Source organism: Acinetobacter pecorum (assembly GCF_014837015.1).
Classification (GTDB): domain Bacteria; phylum Pseudomonadota; class Gammaproteobacteria; order Pseudomonadales; family Moraxellaceae; genus Acinetobacter; species Acinetobacter pecorum.
Genome location: NZ_JACSPT010000008.1, coordinates 19,569 through 36,004, shown reverse-complemented (window position 1 = coordinate 36,004; position 16,436 = coordinate 19,569). Strand labels below are relative to the sequence as shown.

12 protein-coding genes are annotated in these 16,436 nt (G+C 45.7%); 5 read left to right on the top strand and 7 right to left on the bottom strand.

The annotated features are described in order from the left end of the window. Positions 1-44: 44 nt before the first annotated feature. On the bottom strand, positions 45-689 hold the full coding sequence (locus tag H9629_RS07625; RefSeq protein WP_191730833.1) for an START domain-containing protein: 645 nt from the start codon (positions 687-689) through the stop codon (positions 45-47). Between the two features lie 56 nt (positions 690-745). Then, entirely contained in the window at positions 746-1,567 is an 822-nt protein-coding gene (gene dapB / locus H9629_RS07620; RefSeq protein ID WP_191730832.1) for a 4-hydroxy-tetrahydrodipicolinate reductase, read from the bottom strand. A 514-nt stretch (positions 1,568-2,081) separates the two neighbouring features. On the opposite strand from dapB, the gene H9629_RS07615 reads away from it, so the two are divergent. Further along, positions 2,082-3,305: a glycosyltransferase family 32 protein gene (locus tag H9629_RS07615; protein ID WP_191730831.1), complete on the top strand. Its 1,224-nt coding sequence runs from the start codon at positions 2,082-2,084 to the stop codon at positions 3,303-3,305. 133 nt (positions 3,306-3,438) lie between these two features. Here H9629_RS07615 and dnaJ read toward each other — a convergent pair whose 3' ends face one another. From dnaJ to H9629_RS07595, 4 genes are all read right to left on the bottom strand, one after another. Then, the gene (gene dnaJ / locus H9629_RS07610) at positions 3,439-4,551 is read right to left on the bottom strand and encodes a molecular chaperone DnaJ (protein WP_064096871.1); all 1,113 of its coding nucleotides are present in this window, start codon (positions 4,549-4,551) and stop codon (positions 3,439-3,441) included. 106 nt (positions 4,552-4,657) lie between these two features. Continuing rightward, positions 4,658-5,035 (bottom strand): sodium/proton-translocating pyrophosphatase, encoded by a 378-nt coding sequence (locus H9629_RS07605; protein WP_144723900.1) that lies wholly within the window; start codon positions 5,033-5,035, stop codon positions 4,658-4,660. A 131-nt stretch (positions 5,036-5,166) separates the two neighbouring features. After that, entirely contained in the window at positions 5,167-8,304 is a 3,138-nt protein-coding gene (locus H9629_RS07600; RefSeq protein ID WP_191730830.1) for an efflux RND transporter permease subunit, read from the bottom strand. A gap of 2 nt (positions 8,305-8,306) precedes the next feature. Continuing rightward, the gene (locus tag H9629_RS07595) at positions 8,307-9,410 is read right to left on the bottom strand and encodes an efflux RND transporter periplasmic adaptor subunit (protein ID WP_064101658.1); all 1,104 of its coding nucleotides are present in this window, start codon (positions 9,408-9,410) and stop codon (positions 8,307-8,309) included. A 148-nt stretch (positions 9,411-9,558) separates the two neighbouring features. On the opposite strand from H9629_RS07595, the gene H9629_RS07590 reads away from it, so the two are divergent. The 4 genes from H9629_RS07590 (at position 9,559) to H9629_RS07575 (ending at position 15,613) form a co-directional block, all read left to right on the top strand. Beyond that, positions 9,559-10,182 (top strand): TetR/AcrR family transcriptional regulator, encoded by a 624-nt coding sequence (locus H9629_RS07590; protein ID WP_064101733.1) that lies wholly within the window; start codon positions 9,559-9,561, stop codon positions 10,180-10,182. Between the two features lie 149 nt (positions 10,183-10,331). Beyond that, positions 10,332-13,016, top strand: coding sequence for a phosphoenolpyruvate carboxylase (gene ppc, locus H9629_RS07585; RefSeq protein WP_191730829.1), 2,685 nt, complete (start codon positions 10,332-10,334; stop codon positions 13,014-13,016). 297 nt (positions 13,017-13,313) lie between these two features. Then, positions 13,314-14,609 carry a solute carrier family 23 protein gene (locus tag H9629_RS07580; protein ID WP_064096865.1) on the top strand — a complete coding sequence of 432 codons (1,296 nt, stop codon included), beginning with the start codon at positions 13,314-13,316 and terminating at the stop codon, positions 14,607-14,609. Positions 14,610-14,707: 98 nt separating this feature from the next. Continuing rightward, positions 14,708-15,613: a LysR family transcriptional regulator gene (locus tag H9629_RS07575; RefSeq protein WP_191730894.1), complete on the top strand. Its 906-nt coding sequence runs from the start codon at positions 14,708-14,710 to the stop codon at positions 15,611-15,613. Here the strand turns inward: H9629_RS07575 and H9629_RS07570 are convergent. Further along, positions 15,610-16,347: a sulfite exporter TauE/SafE family protein gene (locus tag H9629_RS07570; protein ID WP_191730828.1), complete on the bottom strand. Its 738-nt coding sequence runs from the start codon at positions 16,345-16,347 to the stop codon at positions 15,610-15,612. The two genes, H9629_RS07575 and H9629_RS07570, sit on opposite strands and share 4 nt — an antisense overlap. Positions 16,348-16,436 lie beyond the last annotated feature (89 nt).

Below are 16,436 nucleotides of genomic sequence, written 5' to 3'. Positions count from 1 at the left end.
TGCTTATTTTCAGCTGTTAAAAAGACCCAGAAATTGGGTCTTTTTTATTGCAGGGCTTCAGGCAAGACCGCAATACTGGCAGGTTTGGCCAGTTCAGTCTTCATCTTTTGCAGCATTTGATAAGGCTGCTGTTGCACAAACATATTCACAAAAGTCAAAGGAATGGAACCTTCCGGATTGGCATAACCATAGGTTGAAACCTTGACCTGGTTATTGGCCAGTTTCTGAAAAGTCCAGTCCCCCTGATAATCGGTTAAACGCACATAATCCGGGTTTAAAGGATAACCACTTTGGATGGCTTTATTCTTGATGGTGATCTGGCCATTGGCTTCCTTGATCATCTTGCCCTGTACAATCAGGTCACGGTCTTTTAAGGGAAATGGAAAATCCAGCACCATATACAGGGTAAAGTCGCCTTTTTTATCATCACGGGACAGGATCTTGATGCTACCCATATAGGGAACCCACTGTACGGCATGCTCGACATTCAAAATGAGGGAGACGGCATTTTCAATGGGTGCGGTATAGGTAGTTTCAGCTTTATAGAGAAAGACCGGGTTTTGTTCATTCTGGTAGGTCCAGACCTTGATATTATTTTTATGAATACTGAGTTTAGGCGTCCCGACAGGCTTGGCCTGCGCAATGACACCAAGCGCCACTGCACAGAGCAGGAAAATCATTTTTTGCATTTTTTATTCGTCTTATTTTAGTTTTAGATTTTTTTATAAATGATTTTAACTCGGTTTTAAACCTGAATATCGTTAAAACCAAGCACGTCCTTCATATCATATTTACGCGCTTCACGGCCCACTACCCAGGCAGCAGCACGTACCGCACCAGAAGCAAAGTTCATGCGATTGGTGGCTTTATGGGTAATTTCCACACGCTCCCCGTCGGCAATAAACATTGCGGTATGTTCACCGACAATATCGCCACCACGAATGGTCTGGAAGCCAATGCTCTTACGCTCACGCGGACCGGTATGACCTTCACGGCAATACACTGCATCTTCTTTTAAGTCACGACCCAAAGTTTCCGCAATCGCCTCACCCCACATCAAAGCTGTACCCGATGGCGCATCTACTTTATGACGGTGATGTGCTTCAATCACTTCGATATCAACCGTATCGCCAAACACCTTAGAGGCCAGTTCAAGCAGTTTGATCGAGACGTTTACGCCCACTGAATAATTCGCTGCATAGACTACAGGGGTTTCCGTCGCAGATTGTTCCAGATAGGCTTTTTGCTCGTCATTCATACCCGTCGTACCAATCACGATGGCGACACCCGCTTCACGGCAGATTTTAAGATGATTGACGGTGGCTGCGGGTGCAGTGAAATCGATCACGACATCACAGTCTTTGACTACATCTGTAAGGCTACCCACGACCTTCACACCTGTTGCGCCAATTCCGGCAAGTTCGCCCGCATCAGCACCCAATAAGGTACTTTCAGGGCGTTCTACTGCAGCCGCCAATTGATAACCTGCTTCATGCACAGCCTGAATAAGGATACGCCCCATACGACCGCCTGCACCCAAAATCCCAATGCGTGGTGTAGCTGACATAACATAGTCCTGATGTTGATCCAAAATTGTTCTTACTATAACAAAACTCTGGAATAACACTAAGATGCATTGCATAAATTCAATAAAAATACTTTTTTACGAAACTCCCTGACAGTGGGCATGTCACAAAGCCGTTCTTATAGACACTTGCTACAGTTCCTGTTTCAATTGTGGCTGACCATGAAGCTCCCTGACAAAGGACTGAAAACAAGCGAATAGGAGGAAAATATAAAAAATTATGGTTCTCCATCATATTGATTATATTTATAAAAATTAATATATTGTATATAAAATAGTAAGTTGATTTTAGAAAAATTGATTACTTAGAACGTAATAATGAAGCTTTTTCCTCATATTTTTTATCTGCGTTTGGGGTTTTATAAGAGGAATAATTTATAATATAGTTTTTCTATTTCCAATAAAATTACTTATTTATCTATCCAACAAGACTCATTAATTATATTTGCAAGCTGAATATAATTTTATATAAATAAATGATATCCAGGGTTTAATTTTGAATAATATAAATTTAGTAGGTTTCCATGGTGGTATATTGGGCTATGACCTAGAGACCAGTTCATTAAAATGCTATAGGGATGGTATCCCGATTGGTATATATGAGGTACTGTTTGATGGAAAAAACATTTTTATTCAGCTAAATGATTCCAAGAAATATATATTCTTTCTAGAAAATAAATTTTCTTTAACTGATAATTTACAAGAAGTAAATCTAATCGTTCATCATCATGGATATCACCTTAATATAAAAATAGAAAATAAATATTTATCCTGCAGATCAGATCTCAATATTGTGAATGGCTCAGATAAACCTTTAGGATGGGAAGAATTCTATTTAAAATTTAATGATTATGTTGATACAACAGAAAAATTTCATTATTCAGATTTGTTTGAATACAATAAACTCACTCAACCCAAATCTATTGAAAAAAATATATGGTTATATTGGGATTCAAATCCTCCCCCGCTCATTAACAAAATAGTTAAAAAACTTGAAAATTTAAACCCGGGTTATAAGATTACCTTAATTAATAAAGACAATATAAGAGACTATACAGAATATGATTTATTTAAGGATGATATGAATCCTACTTTTCGTAGTGATTTATTAAGGCTTATTCTACTATACAATTATGGCGGTTTTTGGATTGATGCCTCCACTCTGACCAATACATCGATCAATAACATTACTGGCTTAAATCAATATAATCAAACTCATTATGAACTTATTGGCTTTTATAGAAAATGTCATTTTATTCATGATCTGCCGTGTGTCGAATCCTGGTTCTTAGGTTCTCCAAAAGGTAGTTTTATCATTGGAAAGTGGTTAGAAGTTTTGCTAGAAGCCTTATATTCTTCACCCGAGGCACTTTTAGAAAAATTAAAACAAGATATTAACTTTGAAAAAATTAAAAACACCTATTCAGAAGGATCATTCCTCTATTTTCTAGCTTATTTATGTCAGCAGAAAGTCTTTATAGATTATAAAAAATATATGAGTATTCAGGCATTCTGTGCTGATTATTCAGCTTTCTATTTTAAAGATAGACATGGCTGGTCTAATCCAGATCGATATATCAACCTGTTGTTTAATAGAGAAAATGAAATCATTTTCTTGCCTAAAATCATTAAATTTACTAAAGGCGACCGGGATCTTTTTGAGAAAATCAGGGCAGAGAAAAGATTTAAAACCTATTCATATTTAGGAAACTATATCTAAAAATGGGGTTTGCCGGGATTTATAAGACTTGAGAATATGCTGGTCCTTCTAATTGAGAAACCTACAGCAGAATAAAATTTGCTATAAGCCATAAAAAAGGACGCCAAAGCGCCCTTTTTCTAGTTTCATTCAATTAATCGAATAAACGGTCAAAGAATGATTTTTTCTTTGGTGATGACTTGCTGTCGTCACCATCCATAGTTTCCTGCAGTTCTTTTAACAGTTCGCGCTGACGTGAACTTAAATTGACTGGTGTTTCAACCACAATCCTGCACAGCAAATCGCCTTGCATACTGCTACGTACCGGCTTAACACCCTTACCGCGTAAACGGAACAGTTTACCAGTTTGCGTTCCTTCAGGAATTTTCAGGCTGACACGACCGTCGAGGGTCGGAATCTGAATTTCCTTGCCTAAGGCAGCATCCACGATCGATACCGGAACATCCATATACAGATCGGCCCCATCACGCTGGAAGATTTCGTGCTCACGCACCACCACTTCTACGTACAAGTCACCAGGCTGGCCATCACGGATCGCTTCACCTTTACCAGTCAAGCGTACACGGTCGCCATTGTCTACCCCAGCAGGAATAGTCACTTCCAGGGTTTGCTGACGGTCTACTACACCAGAACCATGACATTTATTACATGGGTTCTTGATGATTTTACCTTGACCACGACAGGTGCTGCAGGTCTGTTGTACCGAGAAGAAACCTTGCTGCATACGCACCTGACCTGCACCATGACAGGTCGGACAGGTTTCTACATCGTTTGGATTTTTTGATCCCTTACCATCACAGGCATCACACGGTGCCGGAGCCGTAAAGGTAATGGTTTTCTTGACACCCTTAACTGCTTCTTCCAGGGTCAATTCCATCACATAGCGTAAGTCTGAACCACGGCGGGCACGTTGCTGGCTACGACCACCACCCCCAAAAGCACCCCCGAAAATATCACCAAACTGACTGAAAATGTCTTCTGCGCTAAAACCGCCGCCGAAGCCACCACCGCCCATACCACCTTCAAAGGCCTGATGGCCCATACGGTCGTACATGCTACGTTTTTCACTATCAGACAGGACTTCATAAGCTTCTGAAGCTTCTTTGAATTTCTCTTCTGCTTCAGGATTTTCCGGGTTACGGTCTGGGTGATATTTCATCGCCAACTTACGGTAGGCTTTTTTGATTTCATCATCACTAGCGGTTTTAGCGACACCCAAAACCTCATAATAATCACGTTTAGCCATGTCTGGCGATGCTCCTCACGGAATTTTGTTTAATATTCAATTGAGGTTTAAAATTGGGGGTTAAACCTAGTTTTACAAGGGGAAATTTTAAAAAAATTATATGTTTTTAGAAGACTGCTTTGTTTTGCGAAAACTTGTAGATACCTTTAAACCAGGCATTGATTAGAAAAATAAAAGCAATGAAGCTGAAAATCACCCCGGTCACTACACAGGCTTTGACCCAGAGCTGACTATCCCAGGCAAAGAAAAACAGTGGAATAAACCACAGTGCAGCAAAGATCGCCAAAATGGTATAAATCACGATATTACGCATGATCCATAGTGCCTGTGCCTGTAACCAGACTTCTGCATAATCGACCTGGGTGACTTTACGGGCAAACCAGTAGGCGAATAATCCACTAACCAGCGTAAATAAGGCCAAAAACATGAAGACATAAGCCATCGCTACGGAGCGTCGCATTTTGGTTAATGGAACTTGAGTCATGTTTGGATCAACCTCGTTACCATATTGGCAGTTCGGCCAATGCAGCAAATACTTATTTTTTTAAATTATAAAAATCTCAGGTGCTACTATATTGAAAATTTCAAAATTTCGCACCTGAAATTATGACAAATTTAAACAGAATTTAAACTTTTTTTCACTTTAAACCACTGTGCATATAAGGCAGGCAGGAAAAACAGGGTTAATAGTGTGGCTACAATCAAACCGCCCATAATCGCCACTGCCATCGGCCCGAAGAAAATACTGCGGGACAAGGGAATCATGGCCAGCACCGCAGCCAGTGCGGTCAATACGATCGGACGACAACGGCGTACCGTGGCATTGATGATGGCATCCCACTGCGACTCTCCGGCCTGAATATCCTGCTCAATCTGGTCAATCAGAATGAGTGAGTTGCGCATGATCATTCCGGATAAAGCAATCGTCCCGAGCATCGCCACAAAACCAAAAGGTTTATTGAAAATTAACAGGAATAACACCACTCCGATAATGCCCAAAGGTGCAGTCAGGAACACAATAAAAGCCCGTGAGAAGCTCTTGAGCTGAATCATCAATAAAGTCATGACGACTGCGAGGAACAAGGGCATACCAGCATTCACCGAGTTCTGTCCACGAGCCGATTCTTCAACTGTACCGCCCACTTGCAGCAGATAGCCATTCGGCAGCTCTGACCGGATTTTTTCCAGTGGCTCTTTGAGTTCATTGACCACAGTAGCGGGCTGCAACTTGCTACGAATATCGGCACGCACGGTAATGGTCGGCAAGCGGTTACGATGCCAGATCAGGCCTTCTTCAAAGCCGTATTCAATTTTGGCAAGCTGCGCCAAAGGTACCGATCTACCGGTTGCGGTCGGAACAGCCAGACTGGCTAAAGATGCTACCTCCACCCGTTCAGCCTGAGCACCACGCAAACGGATTTCAATCAGTTCACGTTTTTCACGGTACTGGTCAATGCCGGCCCCCAAAATCGAGCTGTTGAGTACATTGGCCAGTTCACTGCTGCTCACCCCAAGCTGACGGGCACGATCCTGATCAATCTGCAATTTGATGACTTTGCTCGGCTCTCCCCAGTCCAGATGCACATTGGTGGTATTCGGATTCTCACTCACGGTGGCAGCGACTTTCTGCGCCCATTCACGCACCAGCCCCAAGTCTTCCCCCGATACCCGGAACTGCAGTGGATAGCCCACAGGTGGACCATTTTCCAGCAAGGACACCCGGGTACGCACTTCCGGCAATAACCTGCGAATCTGGTCACTTAAGGATTTGCGGATTTCATTACGGTCTTCCAGCGATGAAGCCAATACCACAAACTGGGCAAAGCTGCTTTGCGGCAACTGCTGATCGAGCGGTAAATAGAAACGTGGAGACCCAATCCCGACATAAGCCACATAGTTATCAATGCCCTCTTGTTTCGATAAAAAGGCTTCGACTTTTTTTACTGCAGCTTCAGTGGCCTTCAGTGATGCACCTTCTTCAAGTTTCAGATCTATCAGAATTTCCGCCCGGTTCGAAGGCGGGAAAAACTGCTGCGGCACCAGCTTAAACATTAAAATAGACAGGATAAAAATTCCGACGGTGGCAGCAATGACAGTTTTACGATAGGTCACACAGGCATCGACCCAACGGCGAAAACCCTGATAAAACCGGGTTTCATAAGGGTCATAATGTTCACCGGCATGATGCACAATCGGCGCCGGTTCCGGCTGTTTGCGCAGACGTGCCCAGAGCCGCTGATACCACGGTGCTTTTTGAATTAAATCTTTGTTGAAATCCGGTAGAAGTTTATCGCCTAAATATGGCACAAACAGTACCGCGGCCAGCCAGGATACCAGCAATGCGATGGTCACTACCTGGAAAATCGAACGGGTATATTCCCCGGTACTCGAGGCTGCAGTGGCGATCGGCAGAAAACCGGCAGCGGTAATCAGGGTCCCGGTCAGCATCGGAAAAGCCGTGGTGCGCCAGGCATGCCCGGCCGCTTGTAAACGGCTATAACCCTGCTCCATTTTAATCGCCATCATTTCAATCGCGATAATGGCATCATCGACCAAAAGACCCAGGGCCAGAATCAGAGCCCCTAAGGAAATTTTATGCAGTCCGACATCAAACAGCTGCATACCGGCAAAGGTCATGGCCAGCACCAGCGGAATCGAGAAAGCCACCACCAGACCGGTCCGGAAACCGAGCGAGAAAAAACTGACCAGCAATACGATAATCACCGCTTCTGCCAGCACTTTCATAAATTCGTTAATACTGCGTTTAACTGCCACCGGCTGATCGGAGACTTTTTGCAGTTCCATGCCGAGTGGCAAGGTTTTTTGCAGGTGGGCAAACTCCTGTTCCAGATGTTTACCCAGTGCCAGAATATCCCCCCCCTTACGCATCGATACAGCAATACCAATGCCGTTTTCGCCCATAAAGCGCATCCGGGGCTGTGCCGGATCACTAAAGCCTCGATAGACTTCCGCGACATCCCCCAGCTGAATGGTTTTGCCATTGACCAGCAGCGGCATCTGTCTTAATTCTTCAACACTGTTTAATGCACCACTAACCCGCACCTGAATCCGGTCTGAACCGGTTTCAAAAAAACCGGACTGGGTGGTGGCATTTTGCTGCTGCAGGGCTTGCTGAATCGCCATGACTGGAACGCCCAGCTGGATGGCCTTGGTATTGGAAATTTCAATCCAGATTTTCTGGTCTTGCAGGCCAATTAGCTCAACTTTGGCAACATCTTTGACCCGTTGCAGTTGCAGCTGTAAGCGGTCGGCGTATTCCTTGAGGGTCGCATAGTCAAAATCTTTACCCTTGAGCACATAAATATTGCCAAAGGTATCGCCGAATTCATCATTAAAGAACGGACCTTGTACCCCTTGTGGCAATTCATGCCGGATATCGCCCACCTTCTTGCGCACGTTATACCAGACATCAGCGACATCTTTCGAAGCCAGGGAATCCTTGGCAACAAAAGTCACCATGGATTCACCCGGACGCGAATAGGCCATGATACGGTCATACTGTCCCGTGGTCATCAGTTCCTTTTCAATCCGGTCAGTGACCTGCAGGGATACTTCTTTGGCACTGGCACCCGGCCAATAGGTCTGGATCACCATGACTTTAAAAGTAAAAGGCGGATCTTCACTTTGTGACAGTTTGGAATAAGAGACGATGCCGATCAGACCCAGCAGGATCATAAAATACAGCACCAGACCTTTATTTTTTAAGGCCCATTCCGACAGGTTAAAGTTCATGCTTAACTCCCTGCCTGAATGGTCACACGACGGTTTTCACGATCAATCGGATTGATTTTTTGCTGGTTACGCAGCAGATGTACGCCGCCAATCACCACATAGTCTTCCGGCTTGAGGCCACTGAGTACAGGAACACTGTCCCGGCCATAGGCACCGAGCTGGACCGGGACTTTACGTAAGGTATGATCCGGCTGGACCACCATGACATAAGCCTGCTGATCCGTTGCCGAGACACTGGATAGCGGCACACTAAGCATATTATCGCGGCTGTGCTGAAAAAATACCCGGGCACTTTGTCCCAGCTGGATCTGGCCATTGCCTTCACGTAAGGAAACTTTAACCCGGAAGGTACGCGACTGGTCCGCTGCTGGTGAAATCTCACGAACAAAAGCGGCAAATTTTTCTTCAGGTTTGGACCATAATGTCACTGTAGCTGCCTGTCTAACCTTGATCTCCGAAATAGCCTGTTCCGGTACGCCAATTACCACTTCACGCTCACCGGCAATCGCCAGTTCATACGCCGCCTGCCCGGCAGCGACCACCTGACCTGTTTCAATATTGCGTGCAGTGATTACGCCGTTTCTGGTGGCAATCAGCTGATTATAAGCAGTCTGGTTTTTAGCGGTATCATAGTTGGATTGTGCCTGCTTCAGATTTGACAGGGCGGTCTTGTACTGGTTTCCGATCGCGTCATATTGTGAGCGGCTCACGGCATTGGATGGCAATAACTGCTTGAAACGTTGTAATTCATCCTGAGCAATCTTAGTGGCAGACTGCGCGCTTTCCAGCTGGGCACGTGCTGCATCCAGCTGCAGCTGGGCATCTTTGACATCCAGAGTTGCCAGCACCTGTCCGACTTTGACCTGGTCACCCACATCGGCGAAGCGCTGGGTCACCTGTCCAGCGACCCGAAATGCCAGCGCCGTTTGCTGACGTGCCTGCACATCACCGGCATAACTTTTTAATTCATGCTGTGAAGTAATGGGTGTGGCCACCATGACAAAGGGAACTTCCTGTTCTGCTGCAGCAGTATCTTTGCTGCACCCGCTTAAGGTCACGCTGCAAAGCACCACCATGCCAGCCAATACGCTGTAAATCCTGCTCATCTTATTCGCTCTTATCTGATCGTCTTTTTTAGGGCAAACTATGCTGATATATTGAATTGCTTGTTTTTTAATTAATATACCACCCGGTACACTAATTACAACTCAAGCTTCAAAGCAATGACCGTGTTGACTTTTTTTGGAAGAAATTGTGCAAATACCTGTAGGACGACCCAAGGATCTGGAAAAGCGTCAGCGCATCCTGAGTGTGGCCAAAGCGCTGTTTTTAGCGCATGGCTATCATGCCTCCAGCATGAACCAGATTGCACGTGAGGCAGGTGTGACCAAGCTGACGGTGTATAATCATTTTCAGGACAAGGCGACCCTGTTTAGCTGTGCGATTGAGGATACCTGTGAAGCCATTCTGCATGAACATCCTCAGCTCTTGCAGCCGAGCAGTGACTTTGTGCAGGAATTTTATCAGGCCTGTCAACGCGCTTTAAATATTATTCATTTACCAGAAGCGATCAAGCTGGACCTGCTACTGATGGAACTGGCCTCGCAGCAAAGTCCTCTGGCAGAACAGTTTTATCAGGCCTCGCATAGCAAACTGGATGCAGTCTGGAATGATTTTTTTACCCTGGCCCAGCAATACCGCTTTATTCAGATCGATCTTCCAGAAAAACAGACCGAGCTGATCGTATCCTTGCTGACCGGAACCCGTCATCAGAAAATCCTGCTGGGTCTCAGCCCTCCCCCTTCAAGCGCAGAACAGCAACAGATTATTAGCGAGGCCATTGAACTGTTTATGCTGAAATATGCCCTGCCGGATTAACTCCTTTCCTTCGGACTGATCATCGATCACCGTATATGGCCTAAAAGTTGCTAAAAAAGTAGCCAATGCTCTGCAACTTTTGTCTCTAGGGGACTTGGATTGTCATGCAGTCGCGGTATAGTCAAAGCATGCATGTGAGGGAATAAAAAATGATTCAACAGATTGATGCACCACTACGCGAAGACGTACGCTTACTGGGTAATTTGCTTGGGGAAACCTTAAAATTACATGCCGGGCAGGATTTGTTTAATCAGATCGAGCAGATCCGTGCCCTGTCCAAAGGCGCTCGCGATGGACAGGTCGAAGCAGAAAAACAACTGGAACAGCTGTTTTTGAGTCTGGAAGATGCCGAAATCCTGCCGCTGACCCGTGCCTTTACCCACTTTTTAAACTTTGCCAATATTGCCGAACAATATCATGTGGTACGTCGTCGCCGTCAGAGCGAGTTTGATGACACTGCAGAATCGCCCAATCCTCTGGTGCCTTTATTTGAAAAATTTAAACAGCAGGAAATTTCTGCCGATACGCTGTATCAGCAAATCTGTGAACTGAAAATTGAACTGGTCCTGACCGCGCATCCCACAGAAGTCAGCCGCCGTACTCTGATTCAAAAATATGATGGCATCAACACTGCCCTGTCCAAATTCGACCAGCAGAAACTGACTCCACGTGAACGTCAGGCAGTTCTGGCCGATCTGAAACAGCTGATCAGCTCTGCCTGGCAAACCGATGAAATCCGTCAGCATCGCCCGACTCCGATCGATGAAGCCAAATGGGGTTTTACCACCATTGAACAGACCCTGTGGAATGCAGTCCCGAAATTTATCCGCGAACTAAATGGCATGGTGCAAGCGCAATGTGGCCAGAACCTGCCCTTAGATGTCGCACCAGTACGTTTTGCCTCCTGGATGGGTGGTGACCGCGACGGCAATCCAAATGTCACTCACACCGTCACTCAGGAAGTACTGTGGCTGTCACGCTGGAAAGCAGCCGACCTTTATGTACGCGATATTGAAAACCTGCGCTGGGAACTGTCCATTCAGCAATGCAGTCCGGAAATTTCCGAAGCCTTGGGCCAGCCCCATCCAGAACCCTATCGTGAATATTTACGTGACACCCGTACCCGCCTGAAAGCGACGCGGCACTGGCTGGCAGAAAAATTAAAAGGCAATGATGCTGATGACAGTCTGGTGATTAAAAGTAAAGACGAACTTTTACAACCGCTCCTGACCTGCTACCGTTCACTGATGAACTGCAATCTGGCCGAAATTGCCAATGGCAGCCTGCTGGACTTTATTTACCGGGTCAACAGTTTTGGGATCGAACTGCTAAAACTGGATATCCGCCAGGAATCCGGGCGTCACCGTCAGGCGATTTCAGCCATTACCGAATATTTGGGATTGGGGAATTTTGAAACCTGGACCGAACAGGCCCGTCAAAACTTTTTACTGCAGGAATTGCAAAGCAAGCGTCCGTTACTGCCGAAACATCTGAATGAACCGGCCGGCAGCCTGATTGAACATCCGGATGTACAGGAAGTCTTTGCCACCATGCGCACACTGGCCGAACAGCCGAGCGAGTCTCTGGGTGCCTATATTATTTCAATGGCGGAATATCCAAGTGATGTCTTGGCGGTACTGCTTTTACAAAAAGAAGCCGGTATCGAGCAGGCGTTACGAGTAGTTCCTCTGTTTGAAACCTTAAAAGATCTGGATGGTGCAGCCGCAACCATGTCGACCCTGTTCAATATGCACTGGTACAAACAGCATATTCAGGGCAAACATGAGGTCATGATTGGCTATTCGGATTCTGCCAAAGATGCCGGCTTTATGTCGGCCAACTGGGCACAGTATCGTGCACAGGAAGAACTGACCGCAGTTGCCCAGCAACATGGCGTGCAATTGACCCTGTTTCATGGTCGTGGCGGTTCGATCAGCCGTGGTGGTGCGCCCACCCAACAAGCCTTGTTCTCTCAGCCACCAGGTTCTATTTCCGGTGCGATCCGGGTGACTGAACAGGGTGAAATGATCCGCTTTAAATTCGGGCTGGAAGAAATCGCGCTGCAAAATCTGGAAATTTATACCGCTGCAACCCTGGAAGCGACCCTGCTCCCGCCACCTGAGCCAAAACAGGAATGGCGCGACCTGATGCATCAAATGACCGAACTGTCTGTTCAGGTCTATCGCCAGACGGTACGGGAAAATCCGCATTTTGTAAAATATCTGCGTACCGTTACCCCTGAGCTTGAACTACAGATGCTGCCCCTGGGTTCACGCCCCGCCAAACGTAAAGTCAGCGGCGGAATTGAATCCTTGCGTGCCATCCCTTGGGTATTTGCCTGGACCCAGATTCGCCTGATGTTACCTGCCTGGCTCGGGACCGGTGCCGCACTGAATGAGGTCCTGGATCAGGGACAGCGTACTGTACTCGATGAAATGCTGGCCGAGTGGCCATATTTCCAGACCCTGATTGATATGCTGGAAATGGTACTGTCTAAAGCCGATGCCCATGTAGCGCTGTATTATGAATCGCATCTGACCCAGGATGAAGATCTGAAAATTCTGGGAACAGCGTTACGCCAGCGTTTGCAGGATGCCGTACAAACCCTGTTAAGCTTGAAAGGTGAATCGAAACTTCTGAGCAGCAACGGCGTACTGGATCAGTCCATGAAAGTGCGTAAACCGTATCTGTTACCCTTGCACTTGCTGCAAGCCGAACTGATGAAACGTCGCCGTTTATATCTTGAACAGCAACAGGCCGAAAACACCCCGGTGGATCATGCGCTGATGGTCAGTATTGCCGGAATTGCGGCTGGTTTACGCAATACCGGTTGATTTTCTGACTTCAATTTAAAGCACATCTATACGATGTGCTTTTTTATTGACCAGTCAATAGCTACAAAAAGCTTTATTTATATATCAAATTAAAATTAGTTATAGAAGTTGAATATGAATTGTTCGGGAATTAATCTACTGATTTAACTTTAGTTTTAATTTTAAAAACTTTTACCGCACGGTAAAATATTAAATAAAGTCATAGAATTAATTTGAACAAAATTTTTGTTCTGGTAATTAAATCTTGAAAAAAACAAGAGTATGATGTGCACAATTTATCTTTCGAGTGCTCATTTTATGTCCAATTGGTTTCCCAAATGGCGCCCTTACGAGGGTAGTATCGATGCACGACCAGTAGGTACCGCAGAGTATTTACCGCCTGCCCAGACCCTGATCCTAGGGGTACAACATGCTTTTGCCATGTTTGGTGCAACGGTACTGGCACCATTTTTGATGGGCTTTGACCCAAATCTGGCAATTTTAATGTCAGGGATCTGTACCATTCTGTTCTTTCTGATAACAGGTGGCCGGGTTCCAAGTTATCTAGGTTCAAGCTTTGCTTTTATTGGGGTAGTGATCGCAGCAACCGGTTATGCAGGTGGTGGCGGACTCAATCCGAATATTGGTGCTGCAGCCGGCGGTATCATTGCCTGTGGTATCTTCTATGCGCTGATGGGCTTTCTGGTCATGGCGACGGGCACCCGCTGGATTGAAAAGCTGATGCCCCCGGTGGTGACCGGTGCCGTGGTGATGATCATTGGCCTGAATCTTGCCCCCGTCACGGTGAAAAGCGTGATGGGCAATACCTTTAATATGTGGATGTCCCTGGTCACCGTTCTGTGCATGGGTTCAATTGCCGTATTTACCCGTGGCTTGTTACAGCGTCTGCTCCTGTTGATTGGCCTGCTCCTGGCCTATCTGATCTACTTTGTACTCAGCAATGTCATGGGCTATGGCACGCCCATCAATTTCCTTCCCGTTCAACAAGCTGCCTGGTTCGGTTTACCGACTTTCCACGCACCGACCTTTGAATTAAACGCCATGCTGATCATTGCACCGATTGCACTGATTCTGGTGGCTGAAAATCTGGGACATATTAAAGCTGTAAGTGCAATGACCGGTGAAAATCTGGATCCGTATATTGGTAAAGCCTTTGTTGCAGATGGCGTTGCCACGACGCTGGCCGGTAGTGTGGGTGCGCCGGGTATGACCACCTATGGTGAAAACATCGGTGTAATGGCCGTCACCCGGGTCTACTCGACCATCATCTTTGCCGTCGCGGGTGTCTTTGCCGTGTTTCTGGGTTTATCGCCAAAGTTTGGTGCGATTATTCACACGATTCCAACAGCGATCCTGACGGGTGCTTCGATCGTGGTGTTTGGTTTGATTACCATTGCCGGTGCCAAAATCTGGATTGAAAACAAGGTTGATTTCTCGCAGAACAAAAACCTGATGGTAGCCGCGGTGACCATTATTCTGGGTACAGGTGATTTTGCCCTGACCTTTGGCAGCTTCAATCTGGGTGGGATTGGTACCGCAACTTTTGCTGCCCTTCTATTGAACTGGTTCTTTGGTCTGGCCGATAAAAAATAATTCTCGGACTTAATTTTTCAAGCAGCCACATGGCTGCTTTTTTTATAGCACAAGAATTGTTTAAGATAAGGCTGATCTTTTGTGTGAGCATCCTGCTGATGCGTCTGGATTTTTTTGATTTAGATCTTTTTCTCAATATTGTCGAAACAGGTAGTCTGACCAAAGGTGCTGAACGCTCTGCCATTTCCCTGCAAGCGGTCAGTGAGCGGATTAAAAAGCTGGAACAACACTATCAGGTCAGTCTGTTTACCCGTCATTCAGGCGGGGTGAAACTGACTTATGCAGGACAGGTCTTTGCTGACCATGCTCAAGTGCTCTTGCAACAGGGACACCAACTGTCTCAGGCCATGGCCATCTTTGGTGAGGAACTGAACACCAATATCAGTTTATGGTGTAATTCCTCAGCACAGAGCGAATACCTGCCTTTACTGCTGCCACAATATCTGGTTAAAAATTCCCATATCCAGATTGATTTAAAAGAAGCAGAAAGCAATGACATCATTACAGCTTTAAACAACGGTACTGCCAAACTCGGACTAATCTCGAGCTTTTTCCCTGCATTTGAATTACACACACTGGAATTTGCAGATGATCCTTTGGTCCTGATCTGTCCGGAACAGCATGATTTAAGTCATATTCAGACATTAAAATTAGCAGACTGTTTAAATTACCCCTTTGTCGGTTTGATGCAATATCACTCATTACAGCAGTCGATTGAAACCCAGGCCAGTTTGCTGAACTGTGAGATTCAATACCGCCTGCGTTTACCGAATTTTGCAGCGGTTGCCCAAGTCGTGGCCAATAGTGTTGGCATTGCCATCATGCCAAAACGCGCCGCGCAACGTCTGGCAAAATTATATGCATTTAGGCAAATCAAGCTGGATGGGGATTGGGCTAACCGCAAACTGTTATTGGCCGCAAAAAATTTTGATGAACTCAATACGACTTATCGGCACTTCAGCCAGTTTTTAGTTTCTGCAGATCTACAAAAAATTCTGGATTAAATCCAGCCGAATTGATGCAGCATCATATAACTGCCCAGGACCATCAGGCCAATAAAAAATACCGTCCGGAATTTCTGTTCAGAAATACGATAGCGGATTTTCTTGCCGAACCACATCCCGATCAGCGCAGGAAGGAGTGCAATCGCTGACATCGTATAATCGGTCGGGATATCTTCAACAGGATTTTGATGCAAAAAGATGGCCAGACATACAGTCGAGGTGGTAAATACCAAGCCTAAAGCCTGGACCAGATCGTCACGTTTTAAATGTAAAGTCTGTAAATAAGGCATGACCGGAATTACGATGACACCGGTCGCCACGGTCAAGGCACCGCCCAGATAACCCATCATCGGAGAGAGCCATGTTTCATGCCGGCTCAAATCTGGCATTGTTCTGGCGTATAGACCGTAGAGACCATACAGGGCCAGCATTCCTCCCAAGAGGGCTTCACTATGAAATTCAGCATGACCTAAAGTCGGAAAAATACTCCACACTGAACCTATGATAATACCGGTCAGCAGTAGCCAGAAACGGCGGATTAATTGCAGGACATGACCTTCGGCAAATAACTGCCAGAAATTGGTTAGCAGTGAAGGTACGATCAGTAAGGTCGCGGCCTGAAAAGGACTCATAAATATGGTCAGCAAACCCATAGATACTGCAGGCAGACCTAAACCAATCGTGCCTTTAATCAGGCCAGCCAGAGCAAAAACAGCAATAACAAAAGCAATCATCCGATAGCCCTAAATTTATTTAGAACCATGTTATAGCTATTGCTGATAGAGAAAAATCAGGTTTTTAAGGAGATAGCCTCAAGCAAATC